Source organism: Klebsiella oxytoca (genome assembly GCF_009707385.1).
GTDB lineage: Bacteria > Pseudomonadota > Gammaproteobacteria > Enterobacterales > Enterobacteriaceae > Klebsiella > Klebsiella oxytoca_C.
Map to the genome: position 1 here is coordinate 497,597 of NZ_CP046115.1, position 14,302 is coordinate 511,898.

Here is a 14,302-nt window from a genome sequence, read left to right on the forward strand (position 1 = left end):
TGCTGTTTTTCCACGTCGGGGAGCCAGGTTTTCTGCGTTCCCCGCTGGTATTTTATAAGGGGTTTACGCTTGTTTGACCGTTATGATGCCGGTGAGCAGGCGGTACTGGTACACATCTATTTTTCGCAAGACAAAGATATGGAAGACCTCCAGGAGTTCGAAACTCTTGCCTCTTCCGCCGGTGTCGAAGCAATGCAGGTGATTACCGGTAGCCGTAAAGCACCGCACCCGAAGTATTTTGTAGGTGAAGGTAAAGCTGTCGAAATTGCGGAAGCCGTAAAAGCGACTGGTGCATCGGTCGTGTTGTTCGATCATGCCCTGAGTCCGGCACAGGAACGAAACCTGGAACGCTTATGCGAATGTCGGGTTATCGATCGGACCGGCCTGATTTTAGATATTTTTGCCCAGCGAGCGCGTACCCACGAAGGGAAATTGCAGGTTGAGCTGGCGCAACTGCGTCACATGGCGACTCGCCTCGTTCGCGGCTGGACCCACCTTGAAAGACAGAAAGGCGGGATTGGTTTGCGCGGCCCGGGGGAAACCCAGCTCGAAACTGACCGCCGTTTGCTGCGTAACCGTATTATGCAGATCCTGGCGCGACTGGAAAAAGTTGAAAAACAGCGCGAGCAGGGACGGCGGTCACGCGCCAAAGCTGATATTCCGACTGTGTCGCTGGTCGGTTATACCAACGCCGGTAAATCCACGTTGTTCAATCAGATAACTGAAGCTGAGGTTTATGCAGCGAACCAACTGTTCGCTACTCTGGATCCCACGCTGCGCCGCATCGATGTCCCTGATGTTGGTGAAACCGTTCTGGCAGACACCGTAGGTTTTATCCGCCATCTGCCGCACGATCTGGTGGCCGCGTTTAAAGCGACGCTTCAGGAAACGCGCCAGGCGACTCTTCTGCTGCATATTATTGATGCAGCCGATGTGCGCGTGCAGGAAAATATTGACGCAGTAAATACGGTTCTCGCTGAAATTGAGGCCGATGAGATCCCTTCGCTGCTGGTGATGAATAAAATCGACATGCTGGACGATTTTGAGCCGCGTATCGATCGGGATGAAGAAAATAAACCGATTCGGGTTTGGCTTTCCGCCCAGACCGGGGTTGGCGTACCACTGCTTTTTCAGGCTTTGACGGAACGGCTTTCTGGTGAAGTTGCGCAGCATACGCTGCGTCTGCCACCGCAGGAAGGTCGGTTGAGAAGCCGGTTCTATCAGCTTCAGGCGATAGAGAAAGAGTGGATGGAGGATGACGGTAGCGTTGGTCTGCAGGTGCGCATGCCGATCGTTGACTGGCGTCGCCTCTGTAAACAAGAGCCAGCGCTGGTTGAATACGTGATTTAACCTTGCAGCTTGCCTGAAGATATTAACCCCTGTGGGGATATCAAAAACAAATATGGAGCATATACATGGCGTGGAATCAGCCCGGTAATAACGGACAGGACCGCGACCCGTGGGGAAGCAGCAATAACCAAGGCGGCAACTCTGGGGGAAATGGCAACAAAGGTGGTCGCGAGCAGGGACCTCCCGATCTGGATGATATCTTCCGTAAGCTAAGTAAAAAACTTGGCGGCCTGGGTGGCGGAAAAGGTGGACTGGGCGGCGGTAGCGGCTCGCAGGGACCTCGTGGACCAATGGGCGGGCGTATCGTCGGCATCGTTGCCGCCGCTGCGGTGATTATCTGGGCAGCCAGCGGTTTCTATACCATTAAAGAAGCTGAACGTGGCGTCGTCACTCGCTTTGGTAAATTTAGCCATCTGGTTGAGCCCGGCCTTAACTGGAAACCTACCTTCATTGATAACGTCCAGGCGGTTAACGTTGAGTCGGTTCGTGAACTGGCGGCTTCCGGCGTCATGCTGACGTCTGACGAAAACGTCGTGCGCGTAGAGATGAACGTTCAGTACCGCGTGACCGATCCGGAACGCTATCTGTTTAGCGTCACCAGCGCGGATGACAGCCTGCGTCAGGCCACCGACAGCGCCCTGCGCGGCGTTATCGGTAAATACACGATGGACCGTATTCTGACAGAAGGACGTACCGTCATTCGTAGCGATACCCAGCGCGAGCTGGAAGAGACTATTCGTCCTTACAACATGGGTATTACCCTGCTGGACGTCAACTTCCAGACAGCGCGTCCGCCGGAAGAAGTGAAGGCCGCATTTGATGATGCTATTGCCGCGCGTGAAAACGAACAGCAGTACATTCGTGAAGCCGAAGCTTATACCAACGAAGTTCAGCCGCGCGCTAACGGTCAGGCGCAGCGTATCCTGGAAGAGGCCCGCGCCTACAAGACCCAGACCGTTCTTGAAGCTCAGGGTGAGGTTGCTCGCTTTGCGAAGATCCTGCCTGAATATAAAGCAGCTCCGGAAATTACCCGCGAGCGTCTGTATATCGAAACCATGGAAAAAGTGCTGAGCCATACTCGCAAAGTGCTGGTTAACGATAAGGGGAGCAACCTGATGGTTCTGCCTCTTGATCAGATGCTGAAGGGCGCTGGCGCGCCGGCGGCAAAGAGCAATAGCAGTAGCGCAAGCGATCTGCTGCGTCTGCCGCCTGCATCCAGCTCAAGCAACGCCAGTAATACTTCTACCTCTACGGGAGGCACCATTATGGACCAACGCCGCGCTAACGCGCAGCGTAACGACTACCAGCGTCAGGGGGAATAACGATGCGTAAATCTGTTATCGCGATAATTGTCATCGTGCTGGTAGTGCTCTACATGTCCATCTTTGTGGTCAAAGAGGGCGAGCGCGGTATTACGCTGCGTTTTGGTAAAGTTCTGCGCGACGATGAAAATAAACCTCTGGTTTATGCGCCGGGTCTGCACTTCAAGATTCCGTTTATCGAATCCGTGAAGATGCTTGATGCGCGTATCCAGACCATGGACAACCAGGCCGATCGCTTTGTGACCAAAGAGAAGAAAGACCTGATCGTTGACTCCTACATCAAGTGGCGTATCAGCGATTTTAGCCGCTACTACCTGGCTACCGGCGGTGGTGACGTTTCCCAGGCCGAAGTCCTGCTGAAGCGTAAGTTCTCTGACCGTTTGCGTTCTGAAATTGGTCGTCTGGACGTTAAAGATATTGTTACTGACTCCCGCGGTCGTTTGACCCTCGAAGTCCGTGATGCGCTGAACTCCGGTTCTGCCGGGACAGAAGATGAAGTGACGACTCCGGCAGCCGATGATGCTATCGCTAAAGCGGCGGAACGCGTAGAAGCTGAAACTAACGGTAAGGTTCAGGTGATCAACCCGAACAGTATGGCGGCGCTGGGTATTGAAGTCGTTGACGTACGTATCAAGCAGATCAACCTGCCGGCTGAAGTGTCTGAAGCGATCTACAACCGTATGCGCGCCGAGCGTGAAGCTGTAGCCCGTCGTCACCGTTCTCAGGGTCAGGAAGAAGCTGAAAAACTGCGTGCGACCGCGGATTATGAAGTGACCAAAACGCTGGCGGAAGCTGAGCGTCAGGGACGTATCCTGCGCGGTGAAGGTGATGCTGAATCGGCGAAACTGTTTGCTGACGCATTCAGCCAGGATCCGGGTTTCTACGCCTTTATCCGTAGCCTGCGAGCTTACGAGAGCAGCTTCCAGGGCAACCAGGATGTAATGGTCCTGAGCCCGGACAGCGATTTCTTCCGCTACATGAAATCACCAACGGCAACGAATCGCTAATCACTGATGATATAAGTAAAAAGGCGCCTTTAAGGCGCCTTTTTTTACAGCGAAGCGGTATTAGTTACCGAGAAGCCTATTCAGCAGACCACCGATAACCGGTACGCTTGCCAGAGTTCCTTCGATAGCCCCACCGATGGTTGAACCAATAGTTTTCCCTATCTGCTCCCCTAGTCCCGGGGCGATAGTTGAAAGGTTAACTGTACCAATAATAGGTAAATCAATGCTCAGAGCGCTGCCCAGAGACCATACGGCAGAGCCTGCTTTACTTCCCAGTGATGCGAATCCATCTTGCAGCCAGCCTGCACCGCTTACGGCATCAATTTCAATTGCGGTTAACTCTCTCATCATAATCCTCCTGATTATTTTATGCTCGTATCTAAAACTGATACGCGGTGGCATAGTTGCAATTTAAAAAAACACATTCAATACAATGAATTATGAATTTTGTTTCATAAAATCAGTTCATAATGATGCTGAAATACCAGACAATATGAAGTAAGGGCAAACCTCATGCTAATAAGCGACAGTCGCTCTACTGGGTAGCGTTTAAATAAAGGTGAATAATGAACTCAACAATCTGGCTGGCACTGGCGCTGGTTTTAGTACTTGAAGGACTTGGGCCGCTGCTTTATCCACGCGCGTGGCGTCGTATGGTCGCCACTATGAGCCAACTGCCGGATAATTTATTGCGTCGGTTTGGTGGGGGTCTTGTGGTTGCCGGCATCGTCATCTACTACATGTTGAGGAAAACGATTGGCTGAGCATTAAGTAGACTAATTTGCCGCGTTTTGAGTGCAAAAAGTGCTGTAACTCTGAAAAAGCGATGGTAGAATCCATTTTTAAGCAAACGGTGATTTTGAAAAATGGGTAACAACGTCGTCGTACTGGGCACCCAATGGGGTGACGAAGGTAAAGGGAAGATCGTCGATCTCCTGACTGAACGGGCTAAATATGTTGTGCGCTATCAGGGCGGTCACAACGCAGGCCATACTCTCGTAATCAACGGTGAAAAAACCGTCCTCCATCTTATTCCATCAGGTATTCTTCGCGAGAATGTCATCAGCATCATCGGTAACGGTGTTGTGCTGTCTCCGGCTGCGCTGATGAAAGAGATGAAAGGTCTGGAAGACCGTGGTATCCCTGTACGCGAGCGTCTGCTGCTTTCTGAAGCTTGCCCGCTTATCCTCGACTATCACGTTGCACTGGATGTCGCGCGTGAGAAAGCGCGCGGCGCGAAAGCTATCGGTACAACCGGTCGCGGGATTGGCCCGGCTTACGAAGATAAAGTCGCTCGCCGTGGTCTGCGCGTTGGCGATCTATTTGATAAAGCCACTTTTGCCGACAAACTGAAAGAAGTGATGGAATATCACAACTTCCAGCTGGTGAATTTCTATAAAGCTGAAGCGGTTGATTACCAAAAAGTTCTGGATGATGTGATGGCGATTGCCGACATCCTGACCTCTATGGTCGTTGATGTTTCAGACCTTCTGGATCAGGCACGCAAGCGCGGCGACTTCGTGATGTTTGAAGGCGCGCAGGGCACGCTGCTGGATATCGACCACGGTACCTATCCATACGTAACTTCCTCCAATACCACCGCGGGTGGCGTGGCGACCGGCTCTGGCCTGGGCCCGCGTTATGTGGATTACGTTCTGGGTATCATCAAAGCTTACTCTACTCGCGTAGGTGCAGGTCCGTTCCCGACCGAGCTGTTTGATGAAACCGGCGAGTTCCTGTGCAAACAGGGTAACGAGTTTGGCGCTACTACCGGCCGCCGCCGTCGTACCGGCTGGCTGGATGCCGTAGCGGTACGCCGCGCGGTGCAGATCAACTCCCTGTCCGGCTTCTGCCTGACTAAGCTGGACGTCCTGGACGGCCTGAAAGAAGTGAAAATCTGCGTTGCCTACCGTATGCCGGATGGCCGCGAAGTGACCACTACTCCGCTGGCTGCTGACAACTGGGAAGGCATTGAGCCGATTTATGAAACCATGCCGGGCTGGTCTGAAACCACCTTCGGTGTGAAAGAGCGCAGCGGTCTGCCGCAGGCAGCGCTGAACTACATCGCACGTATCGAAGAGCTCACTGGCGTACCGGTTGATATTATCTCTACCGGTCCTGACCGTACCGAGACGATGATTTTGCGCGATCCGTTCGACGCATAATGATCTCCAGGGGCGCCGTTCAGGCGCCTCTTGTTTTTCCGCCTCATTTAAATAAATTAGCGGCCTGAGCGCTGGCTGGTTTATCATCAATAGTAATTACGTCTACCGACACACTCTGTTTTTCATTTCCCTGAGGTTGATTGTGCAGTTAACGAGTTTTACGGATTACGGATTACGCGCGCTGATTTATATGGCGTCGCTGCCGGATGGAAGAATGACCAGCATCTCCGAAGTGACGGAGGTTTACGGCGTTTCCCGTAATCATATGGTTAAAATAATCAATCAGCTAAGCCGCCTGGGGTACGTGACGGCAGTACGGGGAAAAAACGGGGGGATCCGTCTTGGTAAACCGGCAAATATGATTCGTGTGAGCGATGTAGTTCGCGATCTGGAGCCGCTTTCTTTAGTCAATTGTAGCAGCGAATTTTGCCATATTACGCCCGCCTGTCGTCTGAAACAGGCGCTTGCTGAAGCCGCGCAAAGTTTTCTCAAGGAACTAGATAACTACACGCTGGCCGATTTGGTTGAAAAGAATCAACCGCTTTATAAATTATTACTGGTGGAGTGACGTAAACTTCACTGGAGATGACAACGGAGGAACCGACATGTCACAAGATCCTTTCCTGGACCGCGAATCTGAAAAATACGCTAATCCAATCCCGAGCCGGGAATTTATCCTCGATCATTTAGCAAAACGCGAAAAACCGGCTAGCCGAGAAGAGCTGGCAATTGAGCTGAATATTGAAGGCGAAGAACAACAAGAAGCGTTGCGCCGCCGACTGCGCGCAATGGAACGCGATGGTCAGCTGGTCTTTACGCGTCGTCAGTGCTATGCGCTGCCTGAGCGTCTTGACCTGCTGAAAGGCACCGTTATTGGCCATCGTGACGGTTATGGCTTTCTGCGCGTTGAAGGCCGTAAAGATGATCTCTATTTATCGTCTGAGCAGATGAAGACCTGCATTCATGGCGATCAGGTACTGGCGCAGCCGCTGGGCGCCGATCGTAAAGGTCGTCGGGAAGCGCGAATTGTCCGCGTGCTGGTGCCAAAAACGGGCCAGATTGTGGGCCGTTACTTTACCGATGCGGGCGTGGGCTTCGTCGTGCCGGACGATAGCCGCCTGAGCTTCGATATCCTGATTCCCCCGGAAGAGATCATGGGAGCGAGGATGGGCTTTGTTGTGGTGGTTGAACTCACGCAGCGCCCAACCCGTCGCACTAAAGCGGTTGGTAAAATCGTTGAGGTGCTCGGCGATAACATGGGTACCGGTATGGCGGTCGATATGGCCCTGCGCACCCATGAAATCCCTTACGTCTGGCCGCCTGCAGTAGAAAAACAGGTTGCAGGCTTGAAAGAGCAGGTACCGGAAGAAGCGAAGGCAGGGCGCGTTGATTTACGCAATCTGCCGCTGGTCACTATTGATGGCGAAGATGCCCGCGACTTTGATGACGCAGTGTACTGCGAGAAGAAACGCGGCGGCGGCTGGCGTCTGTGGGTAGCGATTGCCGATGTCAGCTACTACGTGCGTCCTGGCACACCGCTGGACGGTGAAGCGCGCAGCCGCGGTACTTCGGTCTACTTCCCGTCACAGGTGGTTCCGATGCTGCCTGAGGTGCTCTCGAACGGGCTGTGCTCGTTGAATCCTCAGGTTGACAGGCTCTGTATGGTCTGCGAAATGACCATTTCGGCTAAGGGGCGACTGACCGGCTTCAAATTCTACGAAGCGGTGATGAGTTCTCATGCCCGTCTGACCTATACCAAAGTCTGGCATATGCTGCAGGGCGATCAGGATCTGCGCGAGCAGTACGCGCCGCTGGTGAAGCATATTGAAGAGCTACATAACCTCTACAAAGTGCTGGACGGCGCTCGTGAAGAGCGTGGCGGTATCTCATTTGAGAGTGAAGAAGCTAAATTCATCTTCAACGCGGAACGTCGTATTGAACGCATCGAGCAGACTCAGCGCAACGACGCGCATAAGCTGATTGAAGAGAGCATGATTCTGGCGAACATTTCCGCGGCGCGCTTCGTTGAGAAGGCCGAGGAACCCGCGCTATTCCGTATCCATGACAAACCAAGTACCGAAGCCATTACCGCATTTCGTTCGGTTCTTGCGGAGCTTGGGCTCGAGCTGCCGGGCGGTAACAAACCGGAACCGCGCGACTATGCGGAACTACTGACGTCTATCGCTGATCGTCCGGATGCGGAGATGCTGCAAACCATGCTGCTACGCTCGATGAAACAGGCGGTATACGACCCGGAAAACCGCGGCCACTTTGGCCTGGCGCTACAGTCTTATGCCCACTTCACTTCGCCGATTCGTCGTTACCCTGACCTGTCGCTGCATCGCGCGATCAAATATTTACTGGCGAAAGAGCAGGGGCATAAAGGCAATAGCACCGAGACCGGCGGCTGGCACTACAGTATGGATGAGATGCTGCAGCTGGGGGCGCATTGTTCAATGACCGAGCGCCGCGCTGATGAAGCGACCCGCGACGTATCGGACTGGCTGAAGTGTGATTTCATGTTGGATCAGGTTGGTAACGTCTTTAAAGGCGTGATTGCCAGCGTGACCGGCTTTGGTTTCTTCGTCCGTCTCGATGAACTGTTTATTGATGGTCTGGTTCACGTCTCTTCGCTTGATAACGACTACTACCGTTTCGACCAGGTAGGACAGCGTCTGATCGGTGAATCCGGCGGCCAGACTTATCGTCTGGGCGATCGCGTAGAAGTGCGCGTGGAAGCGGTCAATATGGACGAGCGTAAAATTGATTTCTCGCTTATCTCCAGCGAGCGCGCACCGCGCAACGTCGGTAAGACCGAGCGTGAAAAGGCGAAGAAAGGTGCTGGCGGTAAATCTTCCGGACGTCGCCGCCAGGCCGGTAAGCAGGTAAACTTCGAGCCAGATAGCGCATTCCGCAAACCGAAAGGAAAATCCCAGCCGAAGGCCGCTCAGCCAAAAGGCGAGAAAAAAGCGAAAAAGCCGTCGGCGAAAACGCAAAAGATAGCCGCTGCGACCAAAGCCAGGCGCGCGGCGAAAAAGAAAATAGCTGAGTAATTGGGTTCCCTTTATCCCGGCGCTCCACTACGAGATGGGGCGGGGTGAAGGGAACTGATAACAGAACCTAAAATGAGTAGATAAATGAGTGAAATGATTTACGGCATCCACGCGGTGCAGGCGCTGCTGGAGCGCGCCCCTGAGCGTTTTCAGGAAGTTTTTATTCTGAAAGGCCGCGAGGACAAGCGTCTTATGCCGCTGATCCATGCCCTCGAAGCGCAGGGAGTGGTGATCCAGGTCGCCAGCCGCCAGTTTCTTGATGAGAAAAGCGAAGGTGCCGTTCATCAGGGGATTATTGCCCGCGTGAAGCCCGGACGTCAGTATCAGGAGAACGATCTGCCGGATCTGATCGCCTCTCTCGAACAGCCATTCTTTTTGATCCTCGACGGCGTAACCGATCCGCACAACCTCGGGGCCTGTTTACGCAGCGCCGACGCCGCTGGCGTGCATGCAGTGATTGTACCCAAAGATCGCTCAGCGCAGCTGAATGCCACGGCGAAAAAGGTAGCCTGCGGCGCTGCGGAAAGCGTCCCGCTGATTCGCGTCACTAACCTGGCGCGGACCATGCGTCTGCTGCAGGAAGAGAATGTCTGGATTGTCGGTACCGCCGGTGAGGCCGACCATACCCTTTTCCAGAGTAAGATGACCGGCTCGCTGGCGCTGGTAATGGGCGCGGAAGGCGAAGGGATGCGTCGCCTGACTCGCGAACACTGCGATGAGTTGATCAGTATTCCTATGGCCGGCAGCGTGTCGTCGCTGAACGTTTCCGTCGCTACCGGGATTTGCCTGTTTGAAGCTGTACGCCAGCGCAGCTAATCTCTTTGCCTGAATAAGCCATTCTCAGGAATGGCTTATCTCCTCCCTGCCCGTTCATCCTCTCGTTCCATCTGCTGGGCTATTTCCAGGCCTCTTTCTACATAGTTTAACAACTGGCTCAAGGGCAACTCTTCCCCTTGTTCATCTCCCGTTTGTTCGATGAATTTAAGGTGTGCGCCTTGATTCTTTAATACTTTTATGAGGTTAAGAAAATTGCCGATGGGATTTTTCTCTTCGAGGATATCATCGCAGATATTGTCTTCATCAAATGAAGTGACGTACCCCGAAGTCTTCAGGTTCTGTTTGATGGCGTTAATCGCGAGATGGGGAAGATGACGGCGGATAAGCGAAATATAGTGCAGTGCGTTTTCCCGGTCTTCAATAATTAAATGAATCATGAAATTCCCTTTCTGATTGTGAGAGAACTTTATAACAGAGTTCTATGACGGAAAGTGCGTCGTTGTCCATACTTATGGATAGAGCCATTGAAGGAGGGAAACATAATGCACTGGCAAACCCATACCGTCTTTAATCAACCCACTCCGCTTTGCAACAGTAACTTGTTCCTGTCCGATACTTCTTTGCGTGAAGCCGTGGTACGTGAAGGCGCGGGCTGGGATGGCGATCTGCTGGCGAGTATTGGCCAACAGCTGGGGACTGCGGAATCGCTGGAGCTGGGCCGCCTGGCCAATAGCAACCCACCAGAATTACTACGCTACGACGCCACGGGAATGCGGCTTGATGATGTTCGTTTTCATCCCGCATGGCATTTGCTGATGCAGGGGCTATGCGCTAACCAGGTACATAACCTTGCCTGGCAGGAAGATGCCCGCGAAGGCGCTTTTGTCGCTCGCGCCGCCCGCTTTATGCTGCATGCGCAGGTCGAGGCGGGAACCCTATGCCCCACCACGATGACCTTTGCCGCTATTCCATTGCTGCAGCGTGCGTTGCCCAGGCCATTCAGCGACTGGTTATCGCCGCTATTAAGCGATCGCTACGATCCGCATTTGATCCCGGGTAACCAGAAGCGCGGACTGCTTATCGGGATGGGGATGACTGAAAAGCAGGGCGGGTCAGATGTACTGAGCAACACGACCCGTGCGGAGAAAACCAGCGAAGGCTTTTATCGTCTAATCGGACATAAATGGTTTTTTTCGGTTCCGCAGAGCGATGCTCATCTGGTGCTTGCGCAGGCACCGGCGGGTCTCTCCTGCTTTTTTGTTCCACGCCTGTTGCCGGATGGTCAGCGTAACGGCATACGTCTGGAAAGGCTAAAAGATAAACTGGGTAACCGCGCGAATGCCAGCAGCGAAGTGGAGTTTTTCAATGCTTGCGGTTGGCTGATCGGGGAAGAGGGCGATGGTGTCCGGCAAATCCTCAAAATGGGGGGCCTGACCCGTTTTGACTGCGCATTGGGTAGTCATGCGCTGATGCGCCGGGCTTATTCCGTAGCGTTGTATCATGCTCTGCAGCGTCAGGCGTTTGGCAAGAATCTGGTCGATCAGCCAATGATGCGTCAGGTGCTGGGGCAGATGGCGCTGCGGCTTGAAGGGCAAACCGCCTTTCTGTTCCGGCTGGCACGGGCCTGGGACAGGCGTGACGATGCGCAGGAAGCGCTGTGGGCAAGATTGTTCACGCCAGCGGCGAAGTTTGCCGTCTGCAAATCCGGTATCTCATTTGTCGCCGAAGCGATGGAGGTTCTCGGGGGCTCAGGCTACTGCGAAGAGAGCGAACTACCTCGTTTATATCGAGAAATGCCGGTCAACAGTATCTGGGAAGGGTCTGGCAATATTATGTGTCTGGACGTGATGCGGGTGCTGATGAAGCAACCGGCGGCGCTTGAGCTTCTGGCGGCGGAGTGCGCGGAAGTGAAAGGGCAAAATCGTCATTTCGATCGGGCCTGGCGGCAGTTGCAGCAGTGGCTACGGCGGCCTATGGAAGAGCAGGGTCGGGAGATTACCCGGCTGGTTTATATGCTGGGCGTTGGCGCACAGGTATTACGCTTTGCTTCACCGCCGTTGGCTGAGGCCTGGTGCCGGATGATGCTCGACACGCGCGGCGGTATGCGCCTGGATGAGCAGACGCTGGACGACTTACTGCTCCGGGCAATGGGGCGTGGACGCCAGGCTCCTCAGGCATAGAGGATGGCCTGTACCCGCCAGTTATCCGGCTGCTGCTCTTCATACATCTGAACGATACGATACCAGGATGCGCCTTGCTCATCGGCCTGTACGGCGATGGCATGCTCGACATCCTGCTGGCTGCCGGAGATATTGTTAACGCAAATCAGGCCAATTTCGTTCAGCCCGGTCACGCAATCGGCGCTGGCAAATTCCGCTGACTGCGCGGAAGTATTGGCCGTGACGGAAGTCAGCATCAGGCCGGGTAGGGTAAAAGTTCGTTTCATCGTCAGCTCCATTTCACATAGTCCCGAGGGCAGTCCATTGCAAAACGTCCTGCCAGACAATAGCTGGCCGAACGTTATTATGCACAGGAGAACGTGAATGGACGCAAAGCAACGTAAAGCTGGCTTAAATATTAACCGCTATTTACGGTACAAAATTGCCTGCGAATACCACTGGCCGGGAACCATGGTGTCATCAATCATTATGATGACGTAGTAGTCCGCTTTAGCCGCCGTGGCTTTCGCTTTTAGCGCAGCCTCGACATCCATCGGCGAGCCGTACTTGAGTACGCTCACCGTGCCAATCTTCTGCAGACCCGTCGCCTGATTACGCTGGATCTCCTGCGGATAGCCGGTTGCTGGCGGTGGCGCCTTTGGCGTTCCCTGTAGGGCGCTACAGCCGGTTAAAGCGATAGCCAGTAGCCATGGTGTAAACCTGCGCATAACCATATCTCGTTTCCTGATAGCCATAGTGTAGTGGTAGCCTGAAGGTCATTTCCGGGGAATGTTCCCAAATTGTTATCCCGTACGCGATTTTCGAATGAAAATATCGTGAAAGCGTAATCTGGTTCTCAAGATTAGGAATCATGTGCGAACGAGCAACTTGAGTAATAACATTACACCACACCACTATAGAAAAAGGAGACGGTAAATGATTGCACTTGAAATGCGCAGCCTTGCGGGTGGAGAAGTTCTTCATGCGTATCCACAGGGCGCAGCGGATTCTCCGTTGCCTTGTATCGTCTTTTATCATGGCTTTACCTCCTCTAAGCTGGTCTACAGCTATTTTGCTGTCGCCCTGGCAGAGGCGGGCTTTCGCGTCATTATGCCTGACGCGGCGGAACACGGTGCGCGCTACCATGGAGATGAACAGGGGCGGATGCAGCGCTTCTGGCCGATTCTGCTGCAGAACTTTGTTGAATTCCCGGCGCTACAAGAGGCGATTCGGTCTCAAGGATGGCTTGCTGACGACAGGCTGGCGGTAGCCGGGGCGTCGATGGGCGGGATGACGGCGCTGGGGATTATGACCCATCATCCGGAACTGAAAAGCGTCGCCTGTCTGATGGGGTCGGGCTATTTCACCACGCTCTCGCAGACGCTTTTCCCTTCCCCGGCGTTTGGTACAGAACGGTTAGCGGAGTGGGATGTTAGCCAGCAGCTGGTAACGCTTGCCGGCCGGCCGCTGCTGCTGTGGCACGGCGAAGAGGATGATGTTGTGCCGCCTGGTGAGACTTTCCGCCTGCAGCAGGCGCTGCAGCAAAACGAACTGGCCGACAGTTTGACCTGTATCTGGCAGAGGGGCGTCCGTCACCGCATTACGCCAGAGGCGTTAGCGGCAACGGTTGAGTTTTTTCAACGTCATCTCTAAACGCGAATCACCTGAACGCCCTGATCCTCAAGCTGCTTGAGAATCGCGGCATCCGCCTGCTTTCCGGTAATCACCAGGTCGATTTGCCCGGCCTGGCTGAACAGCATCCCGGCGCGTTCGCCCACTTTGCTGCTATCGACCAGCACCGCGAGTTTACCGACGACGTTAAGCATTTTTTGTTCCGCCATCGCCGTAAGCATATCGGTTTTATACAACCCTTCGGCGGTCAGCCCTTTACCGCTGGTGAACATCCAGTGCCCGGCGTAGAGGCTGTTTTCGCTCCCCTGCGGGCTCAGGGTAATGGAGTGGCTGCGGTTATACTGCCCGCCCATAATGATGACGCTGTCATGTTCCTGATCGATAAGGTAATTCGCCAGCGGCAGATAGTTGGTAATGATTTGCACCGGCTTCCCGCACAGCTCCTGGCCAAGCAGGAAAGCTGTAGAACCGCAGTTGATGACGATGCTTTCACCTGGGTTCACCAGCTGCGAAGCGGCGCGCGCAATCCGCACCTTCTCATCGTGGTTTTGCGCCTGATGGATGTTCATTGGCGACCAGCGCGGGCGCTGCTCGCTGACGGCTTCTGCGCCGTTGCGGACTTTTTTAAGTTTGCCGCTCTCGTCGAGTTTGTTGATATCGCGTCGGGCCGTCGCCGGAGAAATTCCCAGTCGGGAAATCACCTGCTCCACGGTGACAAATCCCGTTTGTGCCAGCAAATCGAGTAAAATTTGATGTCTTTGCGCTTCCGTCATGAGCAAATCCGATTAAAAGTGATAAGCAAAGATGATATTTGAAATCAGGTGAAAATACTAATGC

15 protein-coding genes are annotated in these 14,302 nt (G+C 53.8%); 10 read left to right on the plus strand and 5 right to left on the minus strand.

Annotation, left to right across the window (positions count from 1 at the left end; translation table 11 throughout):
• The first annotated feature begins 69 nt into the window (after positions 1–69).
• The 3 genes from hflX (at position 70) to hflC (ending at position 3,679) form a co-directional block, all read left to right on the plus strand.
• Entirely contained in the window at positions 70–1,350 is a 1,281-nt protein-coding gene (hflX, locus tag GJ746_RS02320) for a ribosome rescue GTPase HflX (protein ID WP_154678755.1), read from the plus strand.
• A 65-nt stretch (positions 1,351–1,415) separates the two neighbouring features.
• Positions 1,416–2,672, plus strand: coding sequence for an FtsH protease activity modulator HflK (gene hflK / locus GJ746_RS02325; protein WP_154678756.1), 1,257 nt, complete (start codon positions 1,416–1,418; stop codon positions 2,670–2,672).
• Between the two features lie 2 nt (positions 2,673–2,674).
• Positions 2,675–3,679 carry a protease modulator HflC gene (hflC, locus tag GJ746_RS02330; protein WP_154678757.1) on the plus strand — a complete coding sequence of 335 codons (1,005 nt, stop codon included), beginning with the start codon at positions 2,675–2,677 and terminating at the stop codon, positions 3,677–3,679.
• A gap of 60 nt (positions 3,680–3,739) precedes the next feature.
• Here the strand turns inward: hflC and GJ746_RS02335 are convergent, their stop codons facing one another.
• Positions 3,740–4,027: a hypothetical protein gene (locus tag GJ746_RS02335; protein WP_154682624.1), complete on the minus strand. Its 288-nt coding sequence runs from the start codon at positions 4,025–4,027 to the stop codon at positions 3,740–3,742.
• Positions 4,028–4,245: 218 nt separating this feature from the next.
• Here GJ746_RS02335 and GJ746_RS02340 point away from each other — a divergent pair, with 218 nt between their 5' ends.
• The 5 genes from GJ746_RS02340 to rlmB all read left to right on the plus strand — a co-directional run bounded on the left by GJ746_RS02340 (position 4,246) and on the right by rlmB (position 9,713).
• Entirely contained in the window at positions 4,246–4,443 is a 198-nt protein-coding gene (locus tag GJ746_RS02340) for a DUF2065 domain-containing protein (RefSeq protein ID WP_004097978.1), read from the plus strand.
• Between the two features lie 102 nt (positions 4,444–4,545).
• The gene (locus tag GJ746_RS02345; RefSeq protein ID WP_154678758.1) at positions 4,546–5,844 is read left to right on the plus strand and encodes an adenylosuccinate synthase; all 1,299 of its coding nucleotides are present in this window, start codon (positions 4,546–4,548) and stop codon (positions 5,842–5,844) included.
• 142 nt (positions 5,845–5,986) lie between these two features.
• The gene (gene nsrR, locus GJ746_RS02350) at positions 5,987–6,412 is read left to right on the plus strand and encodes a nitric oxide-sensing transcriptional repressor NsrR (RefSeq protein WP_154678759.1); all 426 of its coding nucleotides are present in this window, start codon (positions 5,987–5,989) and stop codon (positions 6,410–6,412) included.
• A gap of 37 nt (positions 6,413–6,449) precedes the next feature.
• A complete protein-coding gene (gene rnr / locus GJ746_RS02355) occupies positions 6,450–8,897 on the plus strand; it encodes a ribonuclease R (RefSeq protein ID WP_154678760.1) in 2,448 nt (815 codons plus the stop codon).
• An 84-nt stretch (positions 8,898–8,981) separates the two neighbouring features.
• Positions 8,982–9,713, plus strand: coding sequence for a 23S rRNA (guanosine(2251)-2'-O)-methyltransferase RlmB (rlmB, locus tag GJ746_RS02360; protein WP_154678761.1), 732 nt, complete (start codon positions 8,982–8,984; stop codon positions 9,711–9,713).
• 35 nt (positions 9,714–9,748) lie between these two features.
• Here rlmB and GJ746_RS02365 read toward each other — a convergent pair whose 3' ends face one another.
• On the minus strand, positions 9,749–10,111 hold the full coding sequence (locus GJ746_RS02365; protein WP_154678762.1) for a hypothetical protein: 363 nt from the start codon (positions 10,109–10,111) through the stop codon (positions 9,749–9,751).
• Between the two features lie 105 nt (positions 10,112–10,216).
• Here GJ746_RS02365 and GJ746_RS02370 point away from each other — a divergent pair, with 105 nt between their 5' ends.
• A complete protein-coding gene (locus GJ746_RS02370; RefSeq protein ID WP_154678763.1) occupies positions 10,217–11,854 on the plus strand; it encodes an isovaleryl-CoA dehydrogenase in 1,638 nt (545 codons plus the stop codon).
• Here the strand turns inward: GJ746_RS02370 and yjfN are convergent.
• Together yjfN and bsmA are read right to left on the minus strand one after the other, a co-directional pair.
• The gene (gene yjfN, locus GJ746_RS02375) at positions 11,845–12,120 is read right to left on the minus strand and encodes a DUF1471 family protease activator YjfN (RefSeq protein ID WP_195908786.1); all 276 of its coding nucleotides are present in this window, start codon (positions 12,118–12,120) and stop codon (positions 11,845–11,847) included. The two genes, GJ746_RS02370 and yjfN, sit on opposite strands and share 10 nt — an antisense overlap.
• A gap of 138 nt (positions 12,121–12,258) precedes the next feature.
• Complete coding sequence (bsmA, locus tag GJ746_RS02380) at positions 12,259–12,567, minus strand: biofilm peroxide resistance protein BsmA (protein WP_227852742.1); 309 nt, start codon at positions 12,565–12,567, stop codon at positions 12,259–12,261.
• 202 nt (positions 12,568–12,769) lie between these two features.
• Between bsmA and yjfP the strand changes: the two genes are divergently transcribed.
• Positions 12,770–13,486, plus strand: a complete 717-nt coding sequence (gene yjfP, locus GJ746_RS02385) for an esterase (protein ID WP_154678766.1) — start codon at positions 12,770–12,772, stop codon at positions 13,484–13,486.
• Here yjfP and ulaR read toward each other — a convergent pair.
• Entirely contained in the window at positions 13,483–14,238 is a 756-nt protein-coding gene (gene ulaR, locus GJ746_RS02390) for an HTH-type transcriptional regulator UlaR (protein WP_154678767.1), read from the minus strand. The genes yjfP and ulaR overlap by 4 nt on opposite strands.
• Positions 14,239–14,302: the final 64 nt, after the last annotated feature.

Coding starts and splice junctions, on each gene's coding strand:
- hflK (WP_154678756.1), top strand. CDS start 1,416: ATGGCGTGGAATCAGCCCGGTAATAACGGACAGGACCGCGACCCGTGG.
- hflC (WP_154678757.1), top strand. CDS start 2,675: ATGCGTAAATCTGTTATCGCGATAATTGTCATCGTGCTGGTAGTGCTC.
- GJ746_RS02335 (WP_154682624.1), bottom strand. CDS start 4,027: ATGAGAGAGTTAACCGCAATTGAAATTGATGCCGTAAGCGGTGCAGGC.
- GJ746_RS02340 (WP_004097978.1), top strand. CDS start 4,246: ATGAACTCAACAATCTGGCTGGCACTGGCGCTGGTTTTAGTACTTGAA.
- GJ746_RS02345 (WP_154678758.1), top strand. CDS start 4,546: ATGGGTAACAACGTCGTCGTACTGGGCACCCAATGGGGTGACGAAGGT.
- rnr (WP_154678760.1), top strand. CDS start 6,450: ATGTCACAAGATCCTTTCCTGGACCGCGAATCTGAAAAATACGCTAAT.
- rlmB (WP_154678761.1), top strand. CDS start 8,982: ATGAGTGAAATGATTTACGGCATCCACGCGGTGCAGGCGCTGCTGGAG.
- GJ746_RS02365 (WP_154678762.1), bottom strand. CDS start 10,111: ATGATTCATTTAATTATTGAAGACCGGGAAAACGCACTGCACTATATT.
- GJ746_RS02370 (WP_154678763.1), top strand. CDS start 10,217: ATGCACTGGCAAACCCATACCGTCTTTAATCAACCCACTCCGCTTTGC.
- yjfN (WP_195908786.1), bottom strand. CDS start 12,120: ATGAAACGAACTTTTACCCTACCCGGCCTGATGCTGACTTCCGTCACG.
- bsmA (WP_227852742.1), bottom strand. CDS start 12,567: ATGGTTATGCGCAGGTTTACACCATGGCTACTGGCTATCGCTTTAACC.
- yjfP (WP_154678766.1), top strand. CDS start 12,770: ATGATTGCACTTGAAATGCGCAGCCTTGCGGGTGGAGAAGTTCTTCAT.
- ulaR (WP_154678767.1), bottom strand. CDS start 14,238: ATGACGGAAGCGCAAAGACATCAAATTTTACTCGATTTGCTGGCACAA.